General features: G+C 65.5%; 26 protein-coding genes. 20 read left to right on the top strand and 6 right to left on the bottom strand.

Translation table 11 applies throughout. The features are described from left to right. Positions 1-5: 5 nt before the first annotated feature. The 4 genes from GR167_RS06300 to GR167_RS06285 form a co-directional block, all read right to left on the bottom strand. Complete coding sequence (locus GR167_RS06300) at positions 6-770, bottom strand: anti-sigma factor family protein (RefSeq protein ID WP_160972564.1); 765 nt, start codon at positions 768-770, stop codon at positions 6-8. A 3-nt stretch (positions 771-773) separates the two neighbouring features. After that, positions 774-1286 carry a sigma-70 family RNA polymerase sigma factor gene (locus GR167_RS06295; protein WP_160972563.1) on the bottom strand — a complete coding sequence of 171 codons (513 nt, stop codon included), beginning with the start codon at positions 1284-1286 and terminating at the stop codon, positions 774-776. Between the two features lie 20 nt (positions 1287-1306). Then, positions 1307-1687, bottom strand: coding sequence for a COG4315 family predicted lipoprotein (locus GR167_RS06290; protein ID WP_160972562.1), 381 nt, complete (start codon positions 1685-1687; stop codon positions 1307-1309). Positions 1688-1786: 99 nt separating this feature from the next. After that, positions 1787-2851, bottom strand: a complete 1065-nt coding sequence (locus tag GR167_RS06285) for a YeeE/YedE family protein (RefSeq protein WP_160972561.1) — start codon at positions 2849-2851, stop codon at positions 1787-1789. Positions 2852-3111: 260 nt separating this feature from the next. Here GR167_RS06285 and GR167_RS06280 point away from each other — a divergent pair, with 260 nt between their 5' ends. From GR167_RS06280 to GR167_RS06260, 5 genes are all read left to right on the top strand, one after another. After that, complete coding sequence (locus GR167_RS06280; protein ID WP_235915850.1) at positions 3112-3588, top strand: cupin domain-containing protein; 477 nt, start codon at positions 3112-3114, stop codon at positions 3586-3588. Positions 3589-3686: 98 nt separating this feature from the next. Beyond that, entirely contained in the window at positions 3687-4934 is a 1248-nt protein-coding gene (locus tag GR167_RS06275) for an MFS transporter (RefSeq protein ID WP_160972560.1), read from the top strand. 4 nt (positions 4935-4938) lie between these two features. Next, complete coding sequence (locus tag GR167_RS06270; protein ID WP_160972559.1) at positions 4939-6294, top strand: MATE family efflux transporter; 1356 nt, start codon at positions 4939-4941, stop codon at positions 6292-6294. Positions 6295-6347: 53 nt separating this feature from the next. Then, positions 6348-7214 (top strand): 50S ribosomal protein L11 methyltransferase, encoded by an 867-nt coding sequence (locus GR167_RS06265; protein WP_160972558.1) that lies wholly within the window; start codon positions 6348-6350, stop codon positions 7212-7214. 112 nt (positions 7215-7326) lie between these two features. After that, entirely contained in the window at positions 7327-7671 is a 345-nt protein-coding gene (locus GR167_RS06260; RefSeq protein WP_160972557.1) for a hypothetical protein, read from the top strand. Positions 7672-7750: 79 nt separating this feature from the next. On the opposite strand, the gene GR167_RS06255 is transcribed toward GR167_RS06260, so the two are convergent. Continuing rightward, positions 7751-7978, bottom strand: a complete 228-nt coding sequence (locus tag GR167_RS06255) for a DUF1127 domain-containing protein (RefSeq protein ID WP_160972556.1) — start codon at positions 7976-7978, stop codon at positions 7751-7753. A 329-nt stretch (positions 7979-8307) separates the two neighbouring features. On the opposite strand from GR167_RS06255, the gene ruvC reads away from it, so the two are divergent. The 7 genes from ruvC to ybgC all read left to right on the top strand — a co-directional run bounded on the left by ruvC (position 8308) and on the right by ybgC (position 12580). Then, on the top strand, positions 8308-8811 hold the full coding sequence (gene ruvC, locus GR167_RS06250) for a crossover junction endodeoxyribonuclease RuvC (RefSeq protein WP_160972555.1): 504 nt from the start codon (positions 8308-8310) through the stop codon (positions 8809-8811). Continuing rightward, positions 8808-9491, top strand: coding sequence for a Holliday junction branch migration protein RuvA (ruvA, locus tag GR167_RS06245; protein ID WP_160972554.1), 684 nt, complete (start codon positions 8808-8810; stop codon positions 9489-9491). Before ruvC ends, ruvA begins: the two co-directional genes overlap by 4 nt. Positions 9492-9524: 33 nt before the next feature. Further along, on the top strand, positions 9525-10550 hold the full coding sequence (gene ruvB, locus GR167_RS06240; protein WP_160972553.1) for a Holliday junction branch migration DNA helicase RuvB: 1026 nt from the start codon (positions 9525-9527) through the stop codon (positions 10548-10550). Positions 10551-10609: 59 nt separating this feature from the next. Continuing rightward, positions 10610-10930, top strand: coding sequence for a nucleoside triphosphate pyrophosphohydrolase family protein (locus tag GR167_RS06235; protein ID WP_160972552.1), 321 nt, complete (start codon positions 10610-10612; stop codon positions 10928-10930). Further along, complete coding sequence (locus GR167_RS06230; protein ID WP_160972551.1) at positions 10927-11559, top strand: type 2 periplasmic-binding domain-containing protein; 633 nt, start codon at positions 10927-10929, stop codon at positions 11557-11559. Before GR167_RS06235 ends, GR167_RS06230 begins: the two co-directional genes overlap by 4 nt. Beyond that, entirely contained in the window at positions 11556-12122 is a 567-nt protein-coding gene (gene thpR / locus GR167_RS06225; protein ID WP_160972550.1) for an RNA 2',3'-cyclic phosphodiesterase, read from the top strand. Before GR167_RS06230 ends, thpR begins: the two co-directional genes overlap by 4 nt. Before the next feature lie 68 nt (positions 12123-12190). After that, the gene (gene ybgC, locus GR167_RS06220; protein WP_160972549.1) at positions 12191-12580 is read left to right on the top strand and encodes a tol-pal system-associated acyl-CoA thioesterase; all 390 of its coding nucleotides are present in this window, start codon (positions 12191-12193) and stop codon (positions 12578-12580) included. A gap of 47 nt (positions 12581-12627) precedes the next feature. Here the strand turns inward: ybgC and rsgA are convergent, their stop codons facing one another. After that, positions 12628-13695 carry a ribosome small subunit-dependent GTPase A gene (gene rsgA, locus GR167_RS06215; protein ID WP_160972548.1) on the bottom strand — a complete coding sequence of 356 codons (1068 nt, stop codon included), beginning with the start codon at positions 13693-13695 and terminating at the stop codon, positions 12628-12630. A 495-nt stretch (positions 13696-14190) separates the two neighbouring features. Between rsgA and tolQ the strand changes: the two genes are divergently transcribed. From tolQ to ftsH, 8 genes are all read left to right on the top strand, one after another. Continuing rightward, positions 14191-14886 carry a protein TolQ gene (tolQ, locus tag GR167_RS06210; RefSeq protein WP_160972547.1) on the top strand — a complete coding sequence of 232 codons (696 nt, stop codon included), beginning with the start codon at positions 14191-14193 and terminating at the stop codon, positions 14884-14886. A 1-nt stretch (position 14887) separates the two neighbouring features. Next, entirely contained in the window at positions 14888-15364 is a 477-nt protein-coding gene (tolR, locus tag GR167_RS06205) for a protein TolR (protein ID WP_160972546.1), read from the top strand. A 7-nt stretch (positions 15365-15371) separates the two neighbouring features. Continuing rightward, positions 15372-16481, top strand: coding sequence for a cell envelope integrity protein TolA (tolA, locus tag GR167_RS06200; protein WP_160972545.1), 1110 nt, complete (start codon positions 15372-15374; stop codon positions 16479-16481). Then, positions 16478-17800 carry a Tol-Pal system beta propeller repeat protein TolB gene (gene tolB / locus GR167_RS06195; RefSeq protein ID WP_160972544.1) on the top strand — a complete coding sequence of 441 codons (1323 nt, stop codon included), beginning with the start codon at positions 16478-16480 and terminating at the stop codon, positions 17798-17800. Before tolA ends, tolB begins: the two co-directional genes overlap by 4 nt. Before the next feature lie 123 nt (positions 17801-17923). Next, positions 17924-18427, top strand: coding sequence for a peptidoglycan-associated lipoprotein Pal (pal, locus tag GR167_RS06190; RefSeq protein ID WP_160972543.1), 504 nt, complete (start codon positions 17924-17926; stop codon positions 18425-18427). A gap of 15 nt (positions 18428-18442) precedes the next feature. Beyond that, positions 18443-19270: a tetratricopeptide repeat protein gene (locus GR167_RS06185; protein ID WP_160972542.1), complete on the top strand. Its 828-nt coding sequence runs from the start codon at positions 18443-18445 to the stop codon at positions 19268-19270. Continuing rightward, complete coding sequence (gene tilS, locus GR167_RS06180; RefSeq protein WP_370741252.1) at positions 19267-20505, top strand: tRNA lysidine(34) synthetase TilS; 1239 nt, start codon at positions 19267-19269, stop codon at positions 20503-20505. Before GR167_RS06185 ends, tilS begins: the two co-directional genes overlap by 4 nt. 88 nt (positions 20506-20593) lie before the next feature. After that, positions 20594-22510, top strand: coding sequence for an ATP-dependent zinc metalloprotease FtsH (gene ftsH / locus GR167_RS06175; RefSeq protein WP_160972541.1), 1917 nt, complete (start codon positions 20594-20596; stop codon positions 22508-22510). The last annotated feature ends 79 nt before the right edge of the window (positions 22511-22589 follow it).

Raw genomic sequence — 22589 nt, 5'->3', positions numbered from 1 at the left:
TCGGGTCAGAGGAGCTGTTCATAGGCGCTGGTGCCCAGCGATTTCAGCTCGTCGCGCGGCAAATCCCCCACGACCACATAGCCGATGCCGTTTTCGTTCCAGTGCAGCCCCTGGGTCGCCCCGGAGCTGGCAAAGCGGAAGGCGCTGTCTTCGGGGTCGGTCTGGCGCGACACGTAAAGAGTGATACGCTGCCCTTCGGCGTTTTCGTACATGTAAAGCCCGGCGGTGCCCGTGTCGGCGGGCAAGATGCGCCCGCCCATCAGCACGAAACCGGACCCCGCCAGATCGGGCGGCGATACATGCGCCCCGATCCGGCGCGACATCCAGGTGTCCATATGTTCGCGCTCCGAGGCGCGGACCTCGACCGGATGGGCGACCTCGACGACATAGGTGGCATGGGCGGCCAAAGCGGCCTGCGCCATGGGGCGCATTTGCGCAGCGGGGGCGAATTGCGCATGCGACAGCCATCCCGCGCCGCCGCCCAGCAGCAACAGCCCCGCCATTGCCGCGACCCGGAGCCAGGGCGCGGAAGCGGGGCGGGCTGTCCTGACCCGCAACGCTTCGGTCAGCCGCTCCGGCACCGGGTCGCTTCCGGCAGGGAAGAGCCGCCGGATATCTTCGTTCTGCTGCGCCCAGTCTTCCAGCAGCGCTTGGGCGGCGGGATCGTGGGGCAGGCGGTTTTCGATCTCCTGCTGGGCGGGCGCGTCCAGCGCGCCTTCGAAATAGGCGATCAGCTCTTGCTCGGTGAGGGGGGGACGATCCTGGGGCATTGGCTACCTCTTGTTTCGCATCTGGTGGGCGGGGTCGGCGTTTCGGCCGGTCATGTCGCGCAGGCTGGCGCGGGCGCGGGCCAGCCGCGACATCAGCGTGCCCTTGGGAATATCCAGCGCTTCGGCGGCTTCGTCAAAGCTTGCGCCGTGCAGGGCGACCAGCAACAGCGCGCGTTTTTGATCCTCGGGCAGCCGCGCGATCGCCGCTTCGGTTTCGCGCAGGGCCAGGTGCTGATCCTGGCTGGCGGGCAGGGCGGGTTCGAAGCTCAGGTCGTCAACCGCCACCAGATGCCCCGGCCGCGGGGCGCGGCGCATCAGGTCGCGGTGGCGGTTGATCAGGATGCGGAACAGCCAGGCCCGCAGCGACCCGTCCGGGCGCTTCTGGCCTTGCCGCGCCACGGCGCGTTCCAGGCAATCCTGGACCAGGTCGTCGCCCGCCTCGGCATCGCGCAGCAAGGCATGCGCGTAGCGTCGCAGGTCGGGTATCTGCGCTTCTACCTCGTCCAGGAAAGCCATCGCTTCGGGTCCTCGTCAGATCACGGGCGGGCCAGGTGCCAGACGCCCTTGACGCCGTCACCGGTGATGTCGCCCGCCTGCTGGTCCTGGAACCAGGCATAAAGCGGCTGGCCCTTGTAGGCCCATTGCCGCTTGCCGTCGGCGCGCAGCACGATGCCGAAATCGCCGTCGGGGCGGCTGGTGTTGCTGGCGAACAGCGGCGGCCATTTGGCGGCGCAATCGTCATAGCAGTTCGAGACGGCGGCCTTGTCGTTGTCGAAGGTGTAAAGCGACATGCCCTCGCTGTCGGTCAGGATCTTGCCCTTGGCGCTGTCGCCGGTCTGGATCACCGGGGCGGCCATGGCGGCGGCGCCCAGGGTGGTCAGGACAAGTGCGGTTGCGAATACGGATTTGATGGTCATCGTGTCGGTCCTTTGCGTCAAATCGCGACCGCCCTTTGTGGTACGGTCACGATAAAAGACGCAGGGACTGGAAGAATAATCCCCGACACGTGAAAAAAATCACGCCGCCAGCCGGCGCAGCCCGGGCTGGTCGATCAGGATGTCGGTGGCCATCGCGCCCACCCACATGAAGAACAGCGCCACCCAGGCGGTTCCGGCAAAGACCGACCCGCCGGTCACGCCGTTGCCGATGGCGCAGCCGCCGGCCAGCATACCGCCGAACCCCATCAGCGCCGCGCCGATCATCGCCCGGCGCATCGGCGAGGATCCCTCGAACCCCTGGAACTTGAATTCACCCGCCAGCGAGGAGGCCAGGAACGAGCCCAGGAACACGCCCGGCACCAGGCCCACGTCGAATTCCAGGATCGGGTTGGGTTCGAGGAAGAACATCAGCGTATTGGCCGAGGGGCCGGTGAAGGTGGCGCTTTCGATCTGCACCGGGTCGAAGGCGATCTGGCTCAGCCCGAAGGTCAGCACCCAGCCCAGGGCAACCGAAAACCCGACGCCCGAGGCGAAGACAAGACGGGAAAAGCCGATCCGGTTGCGGCGCGACAGTTCCAGCGCCAGCGCGGCGGTGGCGATGCCGAAGGCCAGCCCGGCCCAGTCGGGCAGGTGGAAAAACGCCAGCAGGTCCATGTTGCGGCCGCCATCGGTGATCCACATCGCGGCCAGCTTGTCGCGCCATCCGGCCAGGACACCGTGCAGGCTCATCTGCGCCACCACGGCGAAGATCAGCCCCGACACGACCGAGCGCAGGTTGCCCGTCGCCGCCAGCACCAGCAAGCGGCCGGAACAGCCCTTGGCCAGCACCATGCCGATGCCGAACAGGGTGCCGCCGATGATCGCGCCGGACCAGCTGCCGGGCACGGCCATGATGCGCGCGTCCTCGGCCCGCATCAGCCCCAGCAACTGCGCCCCCTGCACCCAGACGACGGCGGTGGAAAAGGTCAGCAGCCAGACCGCGACCCGGTCGTTCATGTGGCCGCGGGCGAATTCCACCGTGGCGGCGCGCAGGCAGAATTGCGACCGCTGCGCAGCAATCCCGAAAACCATGCCGGTGATCAGCCCGAAAAGGGCGGCGGTGGGTTGTTCCCCGATCCGTTCTACGATGCTCAGCAAATCCATGGCGCGGCTCCTTAGTCTTTCTTCCGCGTGTCAGTGTCACAAATATATTCAAATTTCATTGATTCAGATCAGGTCAGGCCGGATTGCCCGTGAAATAAGGCCGCTCCGCAGCGTTTTTGCGCCGCTTCGGTCTGAAATCGACATCGGCCTGTCGCGTTCCGGCGCCCGGAAAACGACCGGCGAGGGTCGCGCATAAACCAGACCGAATCTCACGCCGTCCGGAAGCTGTCATGCAGTCACGCCGGACAAGGAGACGCGGCATGGAACAGCGCGACAATCAGCCGGGCCTCAACGCTCTGACCGGGGCCGAGGGCGATCAGGCGCAGGCCTTCGCGGCGATGGCGATGATGCTGGCGGGCAGCCCGGTTCTGGTCGATGTGGCCAATCAGATACTCGAAGGCGGCACCGATCCGGCCTTCGGCACGGTGCGCTGGCGGACGCTGTTCTGCGCCGACCGCACGCCGACCAGCCAGCTGGTTCTGGGCGTGGCCGAATTCGAGGCCGGGGGCACCTTGCTGCCGCATCGCCACGCGCCGTCGGAGTTCTATTTCGGCCTCACCGGATCGGGCGTGGTGACCATCGAGGGCGTGGCGCACAAGATCGCGCCGGGCATCGCGCTGTATATCCCGGGCGACGTGGAACACGGCGTCGTCGCCGGTGAAGAGGGGCTGCAATTCCTCTACGGTTTCCCGCGTGATCGCTTCGGCGAGGTGGAATACCGCTTCTCGGCCGCCTGAGCGTCAGCGCCCTGACGCAGGCTGGCCTGAGCGCTGCCGCACAGAGCGGCGGTGCTTTCCGTCTCGCCAAGGTCGGGGCGGGGGCGTATAGCAACGGCATGAGCCTGTTTCCGACCCCCACCCCGATCCCCCTGGCGCAAGCGCGCGACCTGCCGTTCTGGCGCCGTCCGATCAGCCTTTTATTCGTGATGGCAATGGCGATGCCGGTGGCGTTCTTCACCTGGTCGGCGCTGCTGAACAATTTCGTCATCGAGGTGGCGAATTTCGACGGCTCCGATATCGGCTGGCTGCATACGGTGCGCGAAATTCCCGGCTTCCTGGCGATCGGAGTGATCGCCCTGATCATGGTGATCCGCGAACAGGTGCTGGGCATCGTGTCGCTGATCCTGCTGGGGGTGGCCACGGCGATGACCGCCTGGTTCCCGTCGCTGGGTGGGATCCTGACCATCACCATGCTCAGCTCCATCGGGTTTCACTATTACGAGACGGTGAACCAGTCGCTGCAGCTGCAATGGCTGCCCAAGGAACGCGCGCCGCAGATGCTGGGCTGGCTGCTGGCGACCGGGTCGGCGGCGACGCTGGTCGCTTACGTACTGATCGTGCTGAGCTGGGAATCGCTGGGGCTGACTTATAACATCGTCTACATGCTGGCGGGCGGCTTCACCGCCGTGGTCGCGGTGTTCTGCCTGCTGGCCTATCCGCAGTTCGAGGCACCAAATCCGCAGGTGAAGAAATTCGTGCTGCGCCGCCGTTACTGGCTGTATTACGCGCTGCAATTCATGGCGGGCGCGCGGCGGCAGATCTTCACCGTCTTCGCGGGCTTCATGATGGTCGAACGCTTCGGCTTCGACGTGCACGAAGTGACCGGGCTCTACCTGATCAACCTGGTGCTGAACATGGTTCTGGCGCCGGTCTTCGGCAAGGTGGTGGCGCGGTTCGGCGAACGCCGGGCGCTGGTCTTCGAATATGTCGGGCTGGTGATCGTGTTCCTGGCCTATGGTGGTATCTACTGGTTCGGCTGGGGCGTGTTGCTGGCCTCGGCGCTTTACGTGATCGACCACATGTTCTTTGCCCTGGCGCTGGCGCTGAAGACCTATTTCCAGAAGATCGCGGACCCGGGCGATATCGCGCCCACCGCCGCCGTGGCCTTCACCATCAACCATATCGCCGCGGTGTTCCTGCCCGCCGCCCTGGGCTACCTGTGGCTGGTGTCGCCGGGCGCGGTGTTCTTCCTGGCCGCCGGGATGGCGGCGACCTCGCTGAGCCTGGCGCTGCTGATCCCGCGCCATCCAGAACCGGGGAATGAGACCGTGTTCAACCGTTTCCTTCCGGCACCGGCGGAGTAAGCCAATGGCGCATCCCCAGGCGAAGTTCACCACCGGGTCGACCATGCGCCATGTTGTCGTGATGACGATGACCGGGGCGCTTGGGCTCAGCTTCATGTTCCTGGTCGATTTCCTGACCCTGTTCTGGGTCAGCCGGCTGCATCAGGAAGTGCTGATATCGGCGGTCGGATTTGCCGCCACGATCCAGTTCTTCGTCGTCTCGGTAGCGATCGGGATGATGATCGCGGGCGTGGCCCTGGTCAGCCGGTCGCTGGGCATGGGCAAGGGCGCGCGGGCGCGTCGGATCGCGTCGGTGGTGCTGATCTATGCCACCGGGATGCAGACGCTGCTGGCGCTGCTGGTGTTCTTCTTCCGGCGCGACATCCTGGTCTGGTCCGGGGCCGAGGGCGAAACGCTCGAGGTGGCGGTGCAGTTCTTGTCGATCTCGCTGCCGTCGCTGCCGTTCATCGCGATGGGTATGTGCGCCTCGGCGGTGTTGCGGGCGGTGGGCGATGCCTGGCGTTCGATGCTGGTGACGATGACCGGCGGGGCGGTGGCGGTGTTTCTTGATCCGTTGTTCATCCTGTTCCTGGGGCTTGGCGTCGATGGCGCGGCGATGGTGATCGTGCTGTCGCGGCTGACCATGGCGGTGATCGGGCTGTATTGGCTGGGCGTCAGCCACAAGATGCTGGCCAAGCCGCGGCAATGGGACATGGTGGCGTTCCTCAAACCCTATCTGGCGATCGCCCTGCCTGCGGTGGCGACGCAATTATCGACGCCGTTTGGCAACTGGATCCTGATCCGCGCAATGGCCGAACATGGCGACAGCGCCGTGGCGGGGTTCGGTGTGGTGTCGCGGCTGACCATCCTGGGCTTTGGCGGCATCTTCGCTCTGTCCGGCGCGATCGGCGGCATCATCGGGCAGAATGCGGGCGCGGGGCTGCGCGACCGGGTGGCGCAGTCCTATGTCGATGCGTTGAAATTCTGTGCGATTTACACCGGCGTCACCTGGGCGCTGATGGCGGCCTTCGCCGACACGATCGCCGCCGGTTTCGGGCTCAGCCCCGAGGGCGCCCATATCGTGCGGCTGTTTTCCCATTACGCCGCCGGGTCCTTCGTGTTCACCGGGGCGCTGTTCGTGTCCAATTCGGCCTTCAACAACCTGGGCCGCCCGGTCTGGGCGACGGTCAGCAACTGGCTGCGCGACGGCATCCTGATGGCGCCGCTGGCCTTCGGCATGGGGCTGATCTGGGGCGCGGGCGGCGTGGTCATGGCGCAGGCCCTTGCCAACACGCTGATCGGCATCGGCGCGGCGCTGATCGGCTGGCGCTATGTCCGGGCCGGGCGCGGGATCGTGACGCGGGAACGCGCTAAGGCTTGACCCGGGAGCTTTGCGCGCTTAGGCGCAAGGCCAGAGACAAGCCGGAGAAAGCCATGCCCACCTTTACCGCCCTGACCACCCTGCCCGGAAAAGAGCCCGCCGAGAAACTGGGCGAGGCGATGGAGCGGCTGAACCCCGAACCCACCGGCGTCGGCGTGTTCGAGATCGAGGACGGATCGGGCCTGTGGGAAGTGGGCGGCTATTTCATCGAAGCCCCGGACGAGGCCGGGCTGGCGGTTCTGGCCGCCGCCTTCGGCGCCAAGCCCTTCGTGATTTCCGAACTGCCCGAAACCGACTGGGTCGCCAAGGTCAAACGCGAACTGGCCCCGGTCGAGGCGGGCCGCTTCTTCGTCTATGGCAGCCATGACGCCGACAAGGTGCCCGAGGGCACCGAGCCGCTGCTTATCGAGGCGGCGATGGCGTTCGGCACCGGCCATCACGGCACCACCCAGGGCTGCCTGCGGGCGCTGGACCGGCTGGATAACGACGGTTTCACCGGGCAGAACGTGGCCGATATCGGCTGCGGCACCGCCGTGCTGGCAATGGGCGCGGCGCGGATCTGGCCCAACCCGGTACTGGCGGGCGACATCGACCCGGTCGCGGTCGAAGTGGCCGCGGCCAATGTCACGGTGAACGGGCTGGAGGGCCGGGTGAAATGCGTCGTCGCCGCTGGTTTCGACAATCCCGAACTGGAACAGGCCGCGCCTTTCGATCTGGTCTTTGCCAATATCCTGAAAGCGCCGCTGATCGACCTGGCGCCCGACATGGCATCGCATCTGCAGGATGGCGGATACGCGATTCTGTCGGGGATTCTGAACGAACAGGCCGACGAGGTGATCGCGGTTTATGCACGTAACGGCATCAATCTGGTCCATCGTGAAGAGATTGGTGAATGGACGACGCTGACGCTCCAGAAATAAGGGTATTTAAAGGGGGAATTTAGCCCAATTTGAGGCAAATGCCCCTTTTTCGCCACAATTCGGCGGTAGCTTTTTCCGGTGTTGAGTGGGGGCTCAACCAGTGGAGGCTGCTATGGCCGATGCTTTTAACGAGTTTGACGAGCGGCTGCGCCGGATTGGTCGCAAGCGCAAACGGCTGCGGCGTGGCTATGTCACCGTTGTCGGGCGCGACGGGTTGATCGTCACCCGGCCACGGCGCGTTCGGCGCGGCGTGCCGGCCCGTGGTATCGCGATACTTGTCGTGGGGTTCTTGGGCTTCAAGGCGCTGCTGATGGCGCATCTTGGCTTTGGCGTTTACCTGGACCGTGTCGAAGACCTGGCAAAGGGTGGCATGGTGGAGCAGGGCGGCGCCCTGTTGATGACGCCCGACCCGGTGTCGCAATTTCTCGCGATCCAGCTGCGTCCCTACCTGAAGTGACGTTCGAAAAACTCTCTCAAAACGGAAACGGCCGCGTCCAGTCAGACGCGGCCGTTTCTTTTCGGGGCGGGCATGCGGATCAACGCTGGCGCGCGACCGCTGCGATGTCGGCACGGCACAGGCCGATGTCTTCCAGCTCGCGGTTCGACAGTTTCGACAGTTCGTTCATGGTCACGCGGGTTGCGTTCCATTCGACGACGGCATCGCGCAGGGCGATGATGGTGTTTGCGATGCCCAGGGCGCCGCGCGAAATCAGGCTGGCGATCGCGCCGGACCGATACTGGGTGTTGTTGTCATAGACAGACATTTCAGGTTCCTCGGTGTAAAAAGTGTGGTTCGTTTTCCTGAGACGGCACATAGAATGCCGGTTTTAGCCGCACAATGGGCGTTGATTGCATAGTATCTATGCGGTTTATGCATGGCAGTCTGGCATGGGTTGAAGCGTTAAAAAATTGGGCAACGGGTATTGCCGCAAACGTCGTTTTTGGACGTGATTTTGACGAAAACAGACGTTGCTTGGCACAGATTTATGAAAACGCCTAATTATTAGGCGGATTGTTAAAGCTTGGCGTTTGTTCACGTTTCGTGCTAATGCTCACCAAAAGCAACAGAAAAGCAACAGGGCAGGGGGCAGAGATGCGGGTTTTGGGGATCGATCCCGGCTTGCGCAACCTCGGATGGGGCGTGATCGAGGTCGAAGGCAGCCGAATCGCGCATGTCGCGAACGGCGTTTGCCATTCCGAGGGCGAAGATCTTGCGATGCGGCTGCTGTCCTTGCACCGGCAGCTGACCGAAGTGGTCGCGCAATACGCCCCCGACACGGCGGCGGTGGAACAGACTTTCGTCAACAAGGATGCAGTGGGCACGCTGAAACTGGGCCAGGCGCGGGGCATCGCCCTGCTGGTGCCGGCGCAGGCGGGCGTGTCGGTCGGCGAATACGCCCCCAACAAGGTCAAGAAGACCGTGGTCGGCGTCGGCCACGCCGCCAAGCAGCAGGTCGATCACATGGTGAAGATGCAATTGCCCGGGGTCGTCATCGCCGGTCCGGATGCCGCCGATGCATTGGCGATCGCCATTTGCCACGCGCATTACATCCGCGCCCCCGGCGCGATGCTGAAGGAAAAGAGGGTTCGGGCATGATCGGCAAGGTTTCCGGGCGGATCGATTACCGCGGCGAGGATCACGTTCTGATCGACGTGCGCGGGGTCGGCTACATCGTCTATTGTTCCGACCGCACGCTTGCCGCCCTGCCGGGGCCGGGCGAGGCGGTGGCGCTTTATACCGATCTTCTGGTGCGCGAGGACCTGATGCAGCTGTTCGGTTTCCCGACGCTGGTGGAAAAGGAATGGCACCGGCTGCTGATGAGCGTGCAGGGCATCGGCGCCAAGGCCTCGCTGGCGATCCTCGGCGCGCTTGGCGCCGACGGGGTCAGCCGGGCGATCGCCCTGGGCGACGTCAACGCGATCAAGGCGGCCAAGGGGGTCGGTCCCAAGACGGCGCAGCGGGTCGTGATCGAGCTGAAGGACAAGGCGCCCGCCGTCATGGCGATGGCCGGATCGCTGCCCGCGGCGATGGGCGCAGTGCCCTCGACCGACGAGGTGATCGAGGAAATCGCCGCCTCCCAACCCGCCGCCGAACCGGCGCCGCGGCCGCAAAGCAGCGCGGTCGCGCAATCCGACGCGCTGTCGGCCTTGTCCAACCTGGGCTATGCGCCCTCCGAGGCCGCCGCGGCGGTGGCCCAGGCGGCGCAGGACGCGCCCGACGCGGGCACGTCGGACCTGATCCGCGCGGCCTTGAAGCTGCTGGCGCCGAAAGGGTAGGGGGATGGTCGACACCTGCATGAAAGCGCCGCGATGACCGAGCCCGACAACACCCTGCGCCCCGAGCGCCAGCCCGAGGATAACGACCGTGCGCTGCGGCCGCAGGTGCTGGACGATTTCATCGGCCAGGCCGAAGCGCGGGCCAACCTCAAGGTCTTCATCCAGTCGGCCCGCCAGCGCGGCGAGGCGATGGACCACACGCTGTTTCACGGGCCCCCGGGCCTTGGCAAGACGACGCTGGCGCAGATCATGGCGCGCGAGCTGGGGGTGAATTTCCGCATGACCTCGGGGCCGGTTCTGGCCAAGGCGGGCGATCTGGCGGCGATCCTGACCAATCTCGAAGCGCGCGACGTTTTGTTCATCGACGAAATCCACCGGCTGAACCCGGCGGTCGAGGAAGTGCTGTATCCGGCGCTGGAAGATTACGAGCTCGATCTGGTGATCGGCGAAGGCCCCGCCGCGCGCACCGTGCGGATCGAATTGCAGCCCTTCACGCTGGTCGGCGCCACCACCCGTCTGGGCTTGCTGACCACGCCTTTGCGCGACCGCTTCGGCATTCCGACCCGGCTGCAATTCTACACGGTCGAGGAACTGAACGAGATCGTCACCCGCAACGCCCGGCTGATGGGCGCGCCCGCCGACGCGGAGGGCGCGCGCGAAATCGCCAAGCGCTCGCGCGGCACGCCGCGGATCGCCGGGCGGCTGCTGCGTCGGGTAGTCGATTTCGCGCTGGTCGAGGGCGACGGCCGGGTGACCCGGGCGATTGCCGATCACGCGCTGACCCGGCTGGGGGTGGATCACCTGGGGCTCGACGGGGCCGACCGGCGTTACCTGGCCCTGATCGCGGAAAATTACGGCGGCGGGCCGGTGGGGATCGAAACGATTTCGGCGGCACTGAGCGAAAGCCGCGATGCTTTGGAAGAGGTGATCGAACCCTTCCTGCTGCAGCAAGGCCTGATCCAGCGCACCCCGCGCGGCCGGATGCTGGCGCAAAAGGCGTGGCGGCATCTGGGGCTGGAGGCGCCGCGCGAGCCGGGGCAGGGCGCGCTGTTCGACTAGCGCGGTTCCCGGCCTCGCCCTTGGATTTGAGTATTTTTACCAAGAAGAAGGGGGGTGCGGTGCACAAGGATCTGGAGTTTTTACAGGCCCGCGCGGCCGAGGTGGGGCGCATCTATGCCGACAGTTTCGGGATCGAACGCGACGGGGCGTTTTACCTTGGCAAGCTGACCGAGGAGCTGGGCGAGGTGGCCTCGGCCTATCTGAAGCTGGCGGGCAAGTCGCGCGGGGCGGATGGTGACGCAGAGGCGCTGGGTCGGGAGCTGGAGGACGAGCTGGCCGATCTTTTCGGCTTTCTTTTGATCTTTGCCGATTGGCAGGGGGTGGACCTTGCCCACGCATTCGAGAGAAAATGGGGCAAATATCTGAAGGAACGGCCATGACCCCGCAAGAGATCGAAACCCTGTTCACCAGCAAAGACGGACAATACGCATTCGCCCGCTGGGGCCGCCCCATCGTGCCGATCGTCTTCGGCGTCGAGGAGGACACGTTGCGGATCGTCAAGGGCGCGATCGAGGCCGTGGCAAAGCTGGCCGGGCACGAGCTGGCGGAAACCGATCCCGAGCTCGGCGCCAACATGATGTTCTTTTTCTTCCGCGACTGGGATGAATTGCCCGGGGTGCCGAACCTGGACAAGATGATCCCGGATCTGGCCGGGCTGGTGGCGCGGCTGAAGGCGGCGGATGCCAACCAGTACCGCGCCTTCCGGTTCGACGATCAGGGTGGCATCCAGGCGGCCTTCGCCTTCATCCGGATCGACGATCAACTGGGCAGGATGCCCGCCGAAACCCTGGCCCTGGGCCAGGTGGTGCAGCTGATGCTGCTGTGGTCGGACCGGGCCTTCGCCGAAACCTCGCCGCTGGCGGTGGCGGGCGACACCACCATTCTGCGCCCCGATATCGCCGGGGTGGTGCGGGCCGCTTACGATCCGGTGCTGCCGGTCGCCGCAACGGATGCCAGCCACGCATTGCGGCTGTTCGCCCGGCTGCAGGCGCAGGAACCGGCGTCATGAGCCGGGGCGATCTGCGGCTGTTCGTGGCGCTGGACCTGCCGGAGCCCCTACGCGAGGACCTGATGGATATTCAGGACGGTCTGGGCGTCGGCCGCGAGGTGGACGAGGAAAACCTGCATATCACCCTGGCCTTCCTCGCCGGGCAGAACCCGCAGGTGGTCGAACCGCTGCACGACATGCTCTGGGCGATCCAGATGGCGCCGGTGCGGCTGAAGGTGACCGGGCTGGAACTGTTCGGCGGCAGGCAGCCCAGCCTGATGGCGGCCTTGTTCGAAAAGGTGCCGGAACTGGCGGCGCTGCAGGAGAAGGTGGCGCAGGCGGCGCGGATGGCCGGGATCGACCTGCCGCGCCAGCGGTTCAAGCCGCATGCGACCTTGGTGCGCTTCCCGCGCGCCTTGCCCTATGAGGCGCGCCAGCGCATCGCCGCCTACATGGCCAGGCAGGGCGGGATCACGCTGGAGGGCGGCGAGGCGACCTCGTTTTCACTCTACCGCTCGCGGCTGCGCGAGGACGGGCCGGTCTATGAGGCGCTGGCGACCTACCCGCTGACCAGGCAACCGTGACCGGCATGGCTTGCACCCGCTTGCGGGGGTGCTAGGCTGCGCCCGACACAGCGGGGAGCCCGATCACCATGACCCATCAATTGCCCATTCGCGTCTATTACGAAGACACCGACATGGCCGGGATCGTCTATCACGCCAATTACCTGCGCTATATCGAACGGGCGCGCAGCGACTGGGTGCGCGAACTGGGTGTCGATCAGCGCGAGATGAAGAACGAAAACGGGCTGGTCTTCGTGGTGCGCCGGATCGAGGCGGATTACCTGGCGCCGGCGCGGCTTGACGATCTGCTGGTGGTGGAAACCGAAACGGTGCAGCTGACCGGGGTGCGCTGGATTCTCGAACAAAAGGTCAAGCGGGGCGAGGATGTGCTGTTCCAGGCCCTGGTCACCGTGGTGACGATGACCGATACCGGCCATCCGACCCGGATGCCCGCGATCATCCGCCAAAGGGTGCATTGAGGTTTCAGGCCCGACACCTTGCGCGGTGCCGGGCCTGAGAGTTGTTCTTAAGGCTCCATGCCGCGTTTGCCGAGCTTCTCCTTGCTCACCGAGCGGACCATTTTCCCGAAAGCCCGGTCGCGGGCGCGGCGTTCGGCCAGGGTTTCGGTGTTGTACCGGTCCTCGGCCGTCAGTTTGCGCCAGCGATCGAGCCGGGCGGGATCGAGCCTGCCATCCGCAATCGCCGCCTGCACGGCGCAGCCCGGTTCGCTGTCGTGGCCGCAATCGGAAAACCGGCAGGCATGTGCCAGTTCGACGATGTCGTCGAATACCTCCTCCAGCCCCGCGGCGGCATCGGTCAGCTGCAATTCCCGCATCCCCGGCGTGTCGAGCAGCCAGCCGCCCTGTTCCAGCCGGTGAAACGACCGGGCCGAGGTGGTGTGCCTGCCCTTGGCGTCGTCTTCGCGGATCGCGCCGGTGGCGATGTTGCCGGTGCCGGTCAGGGTGTTGATCAGCGTGGATTTGCCGACGCCCGACGACCCCATGAAGGCCACCGTCTGGCCCTTGCCGCACCAGGCGGACAGGCAGGCCAGGCTTTGCGGATCATGCGCGTTCACGGTTTCGACCAGCAGACCGGGCTGCAGCCTGAGCGCTTGGCGGGCATAATCGCCGGGATCGTCGGCCAGATCGGCCTTGGTCAGGACGATGACCGGGGTGACGCCGGCCTCGCGCGCAAGGACCAGGTAGCGTTCCAGCCTTGCGATGCTGAAATCCTGATTGCAGGACGAAACGATGAAGACGGTATCGACGTTGGCCGCGATCAGCTGCACACCGCGCCCGCTGCCCGGCGCGCGGCGTTTGAACAGGCTGGACCGGTTCAGCAGGCGGTGGGGGCGGTGGGTTTCGCGGTCGATCAGAAGCCAGTCGCCGACGGTGGGGTAATCGTCCTCCGAGACCGCCCCCGGCAGATGAGAGGGGATAGAGGTTTCGAAACCGTCCCCGGCCACCGAAAGCTGTCCGCGCTGGACCGCCATCACCCGGACGGGCAGCAGGCGCGACAGGTCGTCGTCGAAGGTTTGCGAATTGAAGAAAGGCGTCCAGCCGAGTTCGGCCAGACCGGGTTTGGAAGTTGTCATTGGGAGTTCACCAGCCAAAAGTCGTCTGCATCCGTGCAGACGTGAAAAGTCACGGCACTGGAAAGGTGCCGGGCGTGCAGCCGAACATGGACCGGTGAAGGGTGAGCGCGCGGGGGAGGCCGCCTGCTGGCGGGTATCCCTCAACGGGGGCTCGGATTAACCGGCGATGCGGCCTTTGGCGGGAACTGCGACAATCATCAATTATGCCTCCTGCGAAAACGTCTTTGAGAGTGACTTAGGCAGCCGGGGCAGGGAATTCAACTCCGCCGCCCTTCCGGGTCGCAGGATCGGGCGAGTTGTGGCAATCTCGCCCGCCTGGCGCGTTTTCCCGGTCCGAAACCCGCCCTTGTCCGCCAAACGCCGCCCAAACCCGCGATAATCCGCTCAAATCGCCGTCATGACGCGGCAATTCTGTTGGTTTCCGCTTTCGGATCGGATAGCGTCGATGCCAAGAAAGCCCGGGAAACAAAGGGCTGACAAGAGCAGAGCAGGCTTATGGAAACAGAAACTCTCGCCCTGGTGCAGGAGATTGATTTCTCCTTGTGGGCCCTCTTCGCGCGCGCCACGCTGACCGTGAAACTGGTGATGATCCTGCTGATCGCCGCCTCGTTCTGGTCGTGGTCGATCATCTTTCAGAAAATCATCACCTACCGCACCGCCCGGCGCGAAGCGGCGCGGTTCGACCGCGCCTTCTGGTCGGGCGAGCCGCTGGATCAGCTATTCGAACAGATCGGCGCCGATCCCAGCGGCCAGTCGGAAAAGATCTTTGCAGCCGGGATGACCGAATGGCGCCGGTCGCATCGCGACGATGGCGGGCTGATCGCAGGCGCCCAGGCGCGGATCGACCGGTCGATGGACGTGGCGATCGCGAAAGAGGCCGAAGGGCTGCAGAACGGATTGCCGGTGCTGGCGACGGTCGGGTCGACCGCGCCTTTCGTGGGGCTGTTCGGCACGGTCTGGGGCATCATGCACGCCTTCATCAATATCGCCGAACAGCAGAACACCAACCTCGCCGTCGTCGCCCCGGGTATTGCCGAGGCGCTGCTGGCGACGGGCCTTGGCCTGCTGGCGGCGATCCCGGCGGTGATCTTCTACAACAAGCTTTCCGCCGATGCCGACCGGATCATTGCCGGGTACGAGGCGTTTGCCGACGAATTCTCCACCATCCTCAGCCGTCAGCTGGACCTCTGACATGGGCGCGGGCGTGATGCAGAAATCGGGCGGCGGCAACCGCAGGCGGCGCAGCCGCCGCGGCGGTGCCCGGCCGATGTCGGAAATCAACGTGACGCCCTTTGTCGACGTCATGCTGGTGCTGCTGATCATCTTCATGGTCGCGGCGCCCTTGATGACGGTGGGCGTGCCGGTGGAGTTGCCGAAAACGGCGGCCAATGCGCTGCCCGGCGAACAGGAAGAACCGCTGTCGGTGACGATCACCGCAGGGGGCGTTGTGATGATCCAGAAAACCGAGGTGCCGCGCGCCGATCTGGTCAACCGCCTGCGCGCCATCGCTGCCGAACGCGAAGGCGACCGGGTGTTCCTGCGCGCCGACGGAGCGGTTCCTTACGAACAGGTGGTGCAGGTGATGGGCGCGCTGAACCGCGCCGGGTTTGGCAATATCGGCCTGGTGACCGATACCGGCGGCCCCGCGTTGGACGGGGCGGAAAACTGAGGCGGGGATGAATACCGGCCAGTATATCTCGGGTGCTGCGCATATCGGCCTCATTGGCTGGGCGCTGCTGGGTGGGGTGTTCAAACCCGCGCCGGAACCTTTCGAGGTGACCGAGGTGGCGATGATTTCGGCCGAGGAATTCGACGCGATGATGGCCCCGACCGAAGCGCCGAGCCTGGATAGCGAGATGGTGGCGCTGACCCCGCCGGACCCGGAAGCGACGGAAACTGAACCGCCGCAGGCCGAGGCCCCGGACCCCGCCCCGGTGATCGCGGAACCCGACGCGGCCGCGCCGCCCCCCGAACCGGAACAGGCGCCCGATGTCGCGGCCCTGCTGCCGCCCGAGCCGCCCGCCGAGGTCGAAGACGTGGCGCCGGTTCTGGTGCCGCCGGTCGAGGCGCCGGTCACCGCCGCGCCCGATCTGAGCGACCGGCCGCAGACCCGGCCCACCACCCGTGTCGCCCCCGAACCGGTGGCACCGCCGGAACCGGATGTGAAGATCGACGATATCGCCCAGGACGAAGCGGTGGATGACGGCGCCGCCGAGGTCCAGCGCGAACAACAGGAACAGACGGCCGAGGAAGAGGCCGCGACCGAAATCGTGACCGAGGCCGAAGCGTCGAGCAGCGCGCCCAGCACCTCGGTCCGCCCGCGCACCCGCCCGACCCGGGTGGCGCAACCCGCGCCGGAACCGGAAACCGACACCGGTACGCAGGCCGCGGTCAACGATGCGCTGGCTCAGGCGTTGGCCGGGGGCACGGCGGAACCGACGACCCCGTCGCGGCCCTCCGGCCCGCCGCTGACCTCGGGCGAAAAGGATGCGTTAAGGGTCGCGGTGCAGAAATGCTGGAACACCGGCGCGCTTTCGACGGAAGCTTTGCGCACGACCGTTGTGGTGACGGTGCAGATGAATCAGGACGGCACGCCGGAAACCGGCACCATCCGCATGGTGGATTCGCAAGGCGGCTCCACCGGGTCGGCCAATCAGGCCTTTCAGGCGGCGCGGCGGGCGATCATCCGCTGCGGCGCGCGCGGCTTTGACCTGCCGCCCGAGAAATATGAACAATGGCGCGAGATTGAAATGACCTTCAATCCGGAGAAAATGAGGATCAAATGATGAAACGCTTGCTGACCCTCCTTGCGGCCCTGATGGCCCTGTCCCTGCCGGTCTCGGCGCAGAACGGCCCGCTTCGGATCGAAATCACCGAAGGGGTGATCGAACCCTTACCCTTCGCCGCCCCCGGCTTCGTTCCCGAAAGCGGCGCGGCGCGGCAGCTGGCGCAGGATATCGCGCAGGTGGTGGCCGAGGACCTGGCCGGGACCGGGCTGTTCCGGCAAATCCCCGACAGCGCCTTCATCAGCCAGATTTCCAGCTTTTCCAGCCCGGTGCAGTTCGCCGATTGGAAGGCGATCAACGCGCAGGCGCTGATCACCGGGGCGGTCGATCTGCAGGCAGGCGGGCGTCTGGTGGTCAAGTTCCGCCTTTACGACGTGTTTGCCGGGCAGGAACTGGGGCAGGGGCTGCAATTCGCGGGCACCCGCGACGGCTGGCGGCGGATGGCGCACAAGGTGGCCGATGCGGTTTACAGCCGGATCACCGGCGAGGGCGGTTATTTCGACAGCCGCGTCGTCTATGTCAGCGAAACCGGGCCCAAGAGCGACCGCAAGAAGCGGCTGGCGATCATGGATTACGACGGCGCCAATGTGCAGTACCTGACCGACAGCAGCTCCATCGTGCTGGCGCCGCGGTTTTCGCCCACCGGCGACCGTATCCTTTATACCAGCTATGAAACCGGCTTCCCGCGCATCTACCTGCTCGACGTGGCTTCGGTCCGCCGCCGGGTGTTGGAAGACCAGGAAGGCACGATGAGCTTCGCGCCCCGCTTCTCCCCGGATGGGCAGACGGTGGTCTATTCGGTCACCCGGGGCGGCAACACGGATATTTTCCGGATGAATGTCGCGACCGGGCAGACCAAGCGGCTGACCAGCGCGCCGTCGATCGAAACCGCGCCCAGCTTCAGCCCGGACGGATCGCAGATCGTGTTTGAAAGCGACCGCAGCGGCACCCAGCAGCTTTACATCATGGACGCAAATGGCGGCGAACCGCGCCGGATCAGCTTCGGCAAGGGCCGTTACGGCACGCCGGTCTGGTCGCCGCGCGGCGACATGATCGCCTTCACCAAGCAGAGCAAGGGCCGGTTCCATATCGGCGTGATGCGGACCGACGGGTCCGAGGAACGGCTGCTCACGGCATCGTTCCTTGACGAGGGTCCGACCTGGTCGCCCAATGGGCGGGTGATCATGTTCACCCGCGAAACCCAGGGCGCAGGCGGCGAGGCCAGCCTTTATTCGGTGGATATTTCGGGGCGGAACCTGAAACGGGTGAAGACCGAGGGCGGCGCGTCCGACCCGTCCTGGTCGCCGCTGCAGAACTGACAAGGGATGCCGGTCTTGGCGCGAAGTCGCCAAGACCGGCGGTATACAGGCAACACGTTTCCAGTGCGGAAACGATATGATATTGATAGCGAAAGAAACACGAAATCGAGCGGGGCAAATCCAATGAAATTCGTGGCAAAGGCAATTTTCCTAACCTCCATCCTGGGGCTGGCGGCCTGTACCGATGCGGGCCGTTTCGGCGATGACGTCTACCTGAACGGCGGTGGTGCCGGGGTGGCCGGATCGGCCGATGATCCGACCTCGCCGCTGTACTTCCAGCAGGCGGTCGGCGACCGCGTCTTCTTCGCCGTCGATCAGTCGACCCTGTCGGGCGACGCGCAGCTGACGCTGGACGGGCAGGCGGAATGGATGATGACCAACACCGATTACACCGCCATCATCGAAGGCCATGCCGACGAACAGGGCACCCGGGAATACAACCTCGCGCTTGGCGCACGCCGCGCCAACGCGGTGCAGGAATACCTGATTTCGCGCGGCGTGGCGCCGAACCGGCTGAAAGTGGTCAGCTACGGCAAGGAACGCCCGATCGAGATCTGTTCGCAAGAGGCCTGCTATTCCAAGAATCGCCGCGCCGTGACGATCCTCTCGGCCGGTCTGTCGAGCTAAGGAGCTGAGACGCCGATGCGCTTTCTTCCTGCCATCGTCAGCGCTGCGGCGCTGAGTTTCGCCGCCCCCGCGGGCTGGGCGCAGGACCAGGACCAGACCCTGGCGGATATTCGTCAGGAACTGTCGGTTCTTTACGTCGATATCCAGCATCTGAAGCGGGAACTCAGCACCACCGGCGCGCCGATGGTGGGGGGCACGGGCGGCGCGGTCCTGGCGCGGGTCGACGCGATCGAGGCGCAGATGCAGCGGTTGACCGCCAAGACCGAACAGCTGGAACACCGGGTCAACCGGATCGTCAGCGATGGCAGCAACCGCATCGGCGACCTGGAATTCCGCCTGTGCGAATTGGAACCCAATTGCGATATCGGCAAGCTGGGCGAAACCACCACGCTGGGCGGCGATACCGGCGCGACATCGGTCCCGGTGGCGCTGACGCCCGAAACCACCAGCCCGGAACTGGCGGTGGGCGAACAGGCAGATTTCGACCGCGCCACCACGGCGCTTGCGGACGGCCGCAACGAAGAGGCCATTTCGATCCTCGAAGGTCTGCTGGACGCCTATCCCGGCACCCCGCTGACCGCCCGCGCGCATCTGCGGCGCGGCGATGCCTTGGGCAACATGGGTGAAAAGACCGGCGCGGCGCGCGCCTATCTCGACGCGTTCAGTGCCGGGCCCGAAGGATCGGATGCCCCCGAGGCCCTGTTCAAGCTGGGCCGCGCGCTTGGGGAACTGGGCCAGACGACCGAAGCCTGCGTCACGTTGGGCGAGGTCGGCGTGCGTTTCCCCGGCGCCGATGCGGTGGCCGAGGCCGAGGCCGAACGCGCCCGGTTCGCCTGCCAGTGATCCCTGCCGATTTCGACGCGGCGCTGGATAGCGCGCTCGGGTCCCTTGCCGAGGGGCCCGTTGGCGTCGCCGTGTCAGGCGGCGGCGATTCCATGGCCCTGATGTTGATGGCGGCGGATTGGGCGCGGCGAACGGGCCGGCCGGTTCTGGCCGCGACGGTCGATCACGGGTTGCGCGCCGAGGCCGTCGAGGAGGCCGCGTTTGTCGGCGAAACGGCGGAAGGGCTTGGGGTGCCGCATGAGGTGCTGCGCTGGACCGGCTGGGACGGGCAGGGCAATTTGCAGGATCAGGCACGGCAGGCGCGTTACCGGTTGCTTGCGGATTGGGCCGGAAGGCACGGGCTGCGGGCGGTGCTGCTGGCCCATACCATCGACGATCAGGCCGAAACTCTGCTGATGCGGCTGGCGCGCGGGGCTGGGGTCGACGGGCTGTCGGCAATCGCGCCGCGATTTGACCGCCACGGCGCGACCTTCCTGCGCCCCTTGTTGCAGGCGCGGCGGGAGGAGTTGCGCAGCTATCTGCGGCAGCGCGGGCAGGACTGGGTCGAGGACCCTTCGAACGACGATCCGAGTTTCGACCGGGTGAAGGCGCGGCAGGCGCTGGCGGGACTGGCCCCGTTGGGGATCGACCCGGACCGTCTGTCGCTGGTGGCGGAAAACATGACACAGGCGCGCGAGGCGCTGAACTGGGCCGCGCAGCGTTTCGCACGGGATCACGTGCAGATGCTGGCGGGCGATCTGATCGTCGCGCGCGACGCTTTCCTGGACCTGCCCGAGGAACTGTCGCGCCGGGTGCTGGTCGCCGCTTTGCGCTGGATCAGCGGCGCCGGTTACGCGCCCCGGCGGGCCGAGGTCGCGCATTTCCTGCAGGCCGCCCGCGACGGCAGGGGCGCCACCTTGCAGGGCTGCCGCATGATGGTCCGCAAGGGCGGGCTGCACCTGTTTCGGGAATACGAGGCGGTGAAGGAACTGAGCTGCGATCCGGCCGAAGATTGGGACGGCAGGTGGGCGCTGAGCGGCCCAGAAACCGAAGGGGTCCAGATCGCCGCCCTGGGCGAGGCCGGGCTGGCGATGTGCCCCGACTGGCGCGACAGCGGCCGCCCGGCCGCCGCCGTCATGGCCGATCCGGCGATCTGGTGTCAGGACCGGCTGGTCGCCGCTCCCCTGGCGGGATTGGCGGAGGGATGGCAGGCGAAGCTCGGCCAAGGGCGCGACGAATTCGTTAATGCCCTTTAATCTCATTGAAGATGGGCGCATGATCTCTATTTAAGTACGGTGCCTCCTGTGATACCTGCGGGAGGATCGAAGATTTGGGAGATTTTCCTTGGGCAACGCGAAAAATATCGCCTTTTGGGTTGTGCTGTTCCTGCTGATCCTGGCGCTGTTCAATCTGTTCAGCGGGTCGGGCAGCACCCTGCAGAGCCAGACCACCAGCTATTCCGATTTCGTTCAATCGGTGCAGGACGAAAAAGTCAGCAAGGTCACGCTGGATGGCGAAAAGGTTCGCTTCCGTGGCACCGATGGCCGCGACTACGTGACGATCAAGCCGGAAGACGCCGCAGTCACTGACATGCTGCTCAAAGAAGGCATCCCGGTTTCGGCGGAAAGCCAGGAACAGTCGGGTTTCCAGACCTTCATCCTGAGCCTGTTGCCCTTCCTGCTGCTGATCGGCGTGTGGATCTACTTCATGAACCGGATGCAGGGCGGCGGCAAAGGCGGCGCGATGGGCTTTGGCAAATCCAAGGCCAAGCTGCTGACCGAAAAGCAGGGCCGTGTGACCTTTGACGACGTCGCAGGTATCGACGAAGCCAAGGAAGAACTGGAAGAAATCGTCGAATTCCTGCGCAACCCGCAGAAATTTTCGCGCCTGGGCGGCAAGATCCCCAAGGGGGCGCTGCTGGTGGGCCCTCCGGGCACCGGTAAGACGCTGCTGGCGCGCGCCATCGCGGGCGAAGCGGGCGTGCCCTTCTTCACCATCTCGGGCTCGGACTTCGTTGAAATGTTCGTCGGCGTCGGCGCGTCCCGCGTCCGCGACATGTTCGAACAGGCCAAGAAGAACGCCCCCTGTATCGTCTTCATCGACGAAATCGATGCCGTGGGCCGCGCCCGTGGTGCCGGTTATGGCGGCGGTAACGACGAACGCGAACAGACGCTGAACCAGCTGCTGGTGGAAATGGACGGGTTCGAGGCCAATGAAGGCGTCATCATCCTGGCCGCCACCAACCGCCGCGACGTTCTGGACCCCGCGCTGCTGCGTCCGGGCCGGTTCGACCGTCAGGTCACCGTGCCGAACCCCGACATCAAGGGCCGCGAAAAGATTCTCAACGTGCATGCGCGCAAGACCCCGCTGGGTCCCGATGTCGACATGCGCATCATCGCGCGCGGCACGCCCGGGTTTTCCGGCGCCGACCTGATGAACCTGGTGAACGAGGCCGCCCTGATGGCCGCCCGTGTCGGCCGCCGCTTCGTCACCATGGAAGATTTCGAGAACGCCAAGGACAAGGTGATGATGGGGGCCGAGCGCCGGTCGATGGTGCTGACCGCCGACCAGAAGGAAAAGACCGCCTATCACGAAGCCGGTCACGCCATCGTCGGCCTGGCCCTGCCGAAATGCGATCCGGTCTACAAGGCGACGATCATCCCGCGCGGCGGTGCGTTGGGCATGGTGGTCAGCCTGCCGGAAATCGACCGCCTGAACTGGCACAAGTCGGAATGCGAGCAGAAGCTTGCCATGACCATGGCCGGCAAGGCCGCCGAAATCCTGAAATACGGCGAGGACGAAGTGTCGAACGGCCCGGCCGGCGACATTCAGCAGGCCTCGGGCCTGGCGCGTGCCATGGTGCTGCGTTGGGGCATGTCGGACAAGGTCGGCAATATCGACTATTCCGAAGCGCATGAAGGCTATTCCGGCCAGACGCCCGGTTTCTCGGTCTCTGCCCATACCAAGGAAATGATCGAGGAAGAGGTCAAGCGCTTCATCCAGGACGGTTACGACAACGCCTATCGCATCCTGACCGAAAAGCAGGAAGAATGGGAACGTCTGGCGCAGGGGCTTTTGGAATACGAAACCCTGACCGGCGAGGAAATCGAACGGGTGATGAAGGGCGAACCGCCGCATGCCGGTTCGGATGACGACACGCCGGATGCGGGCAGCGCCCCGTCGGTCACCGCCATCCCCAAGACCAAGCCCAAGTCGAAGCCGAAAGGCGACGGCGGGATGGAACCGGAACCCACCGTTTAACAGACCCAGAAAACCCCGCCTTTCCGGCGGGGTTTTTCTTTGCGGGGCGGAACGCAGACGGGTGGTAAGTGCCGACCGT

It is taken from the genome of Thalassovita mangrovi (assembly GCF_009857745.1).
Taxonomy (GTDB): Bacteria; Pseudomonadota; Alphaproteobacteria; order Rhodobacterales; family Rhodobacteraceae; genus Thalassobius; species Thalassobius mangrovi.
Note: the sequence above shows the minus strand (reverse complement) of the source record. Positions and strands in the feature narration are given on the sequence as shown.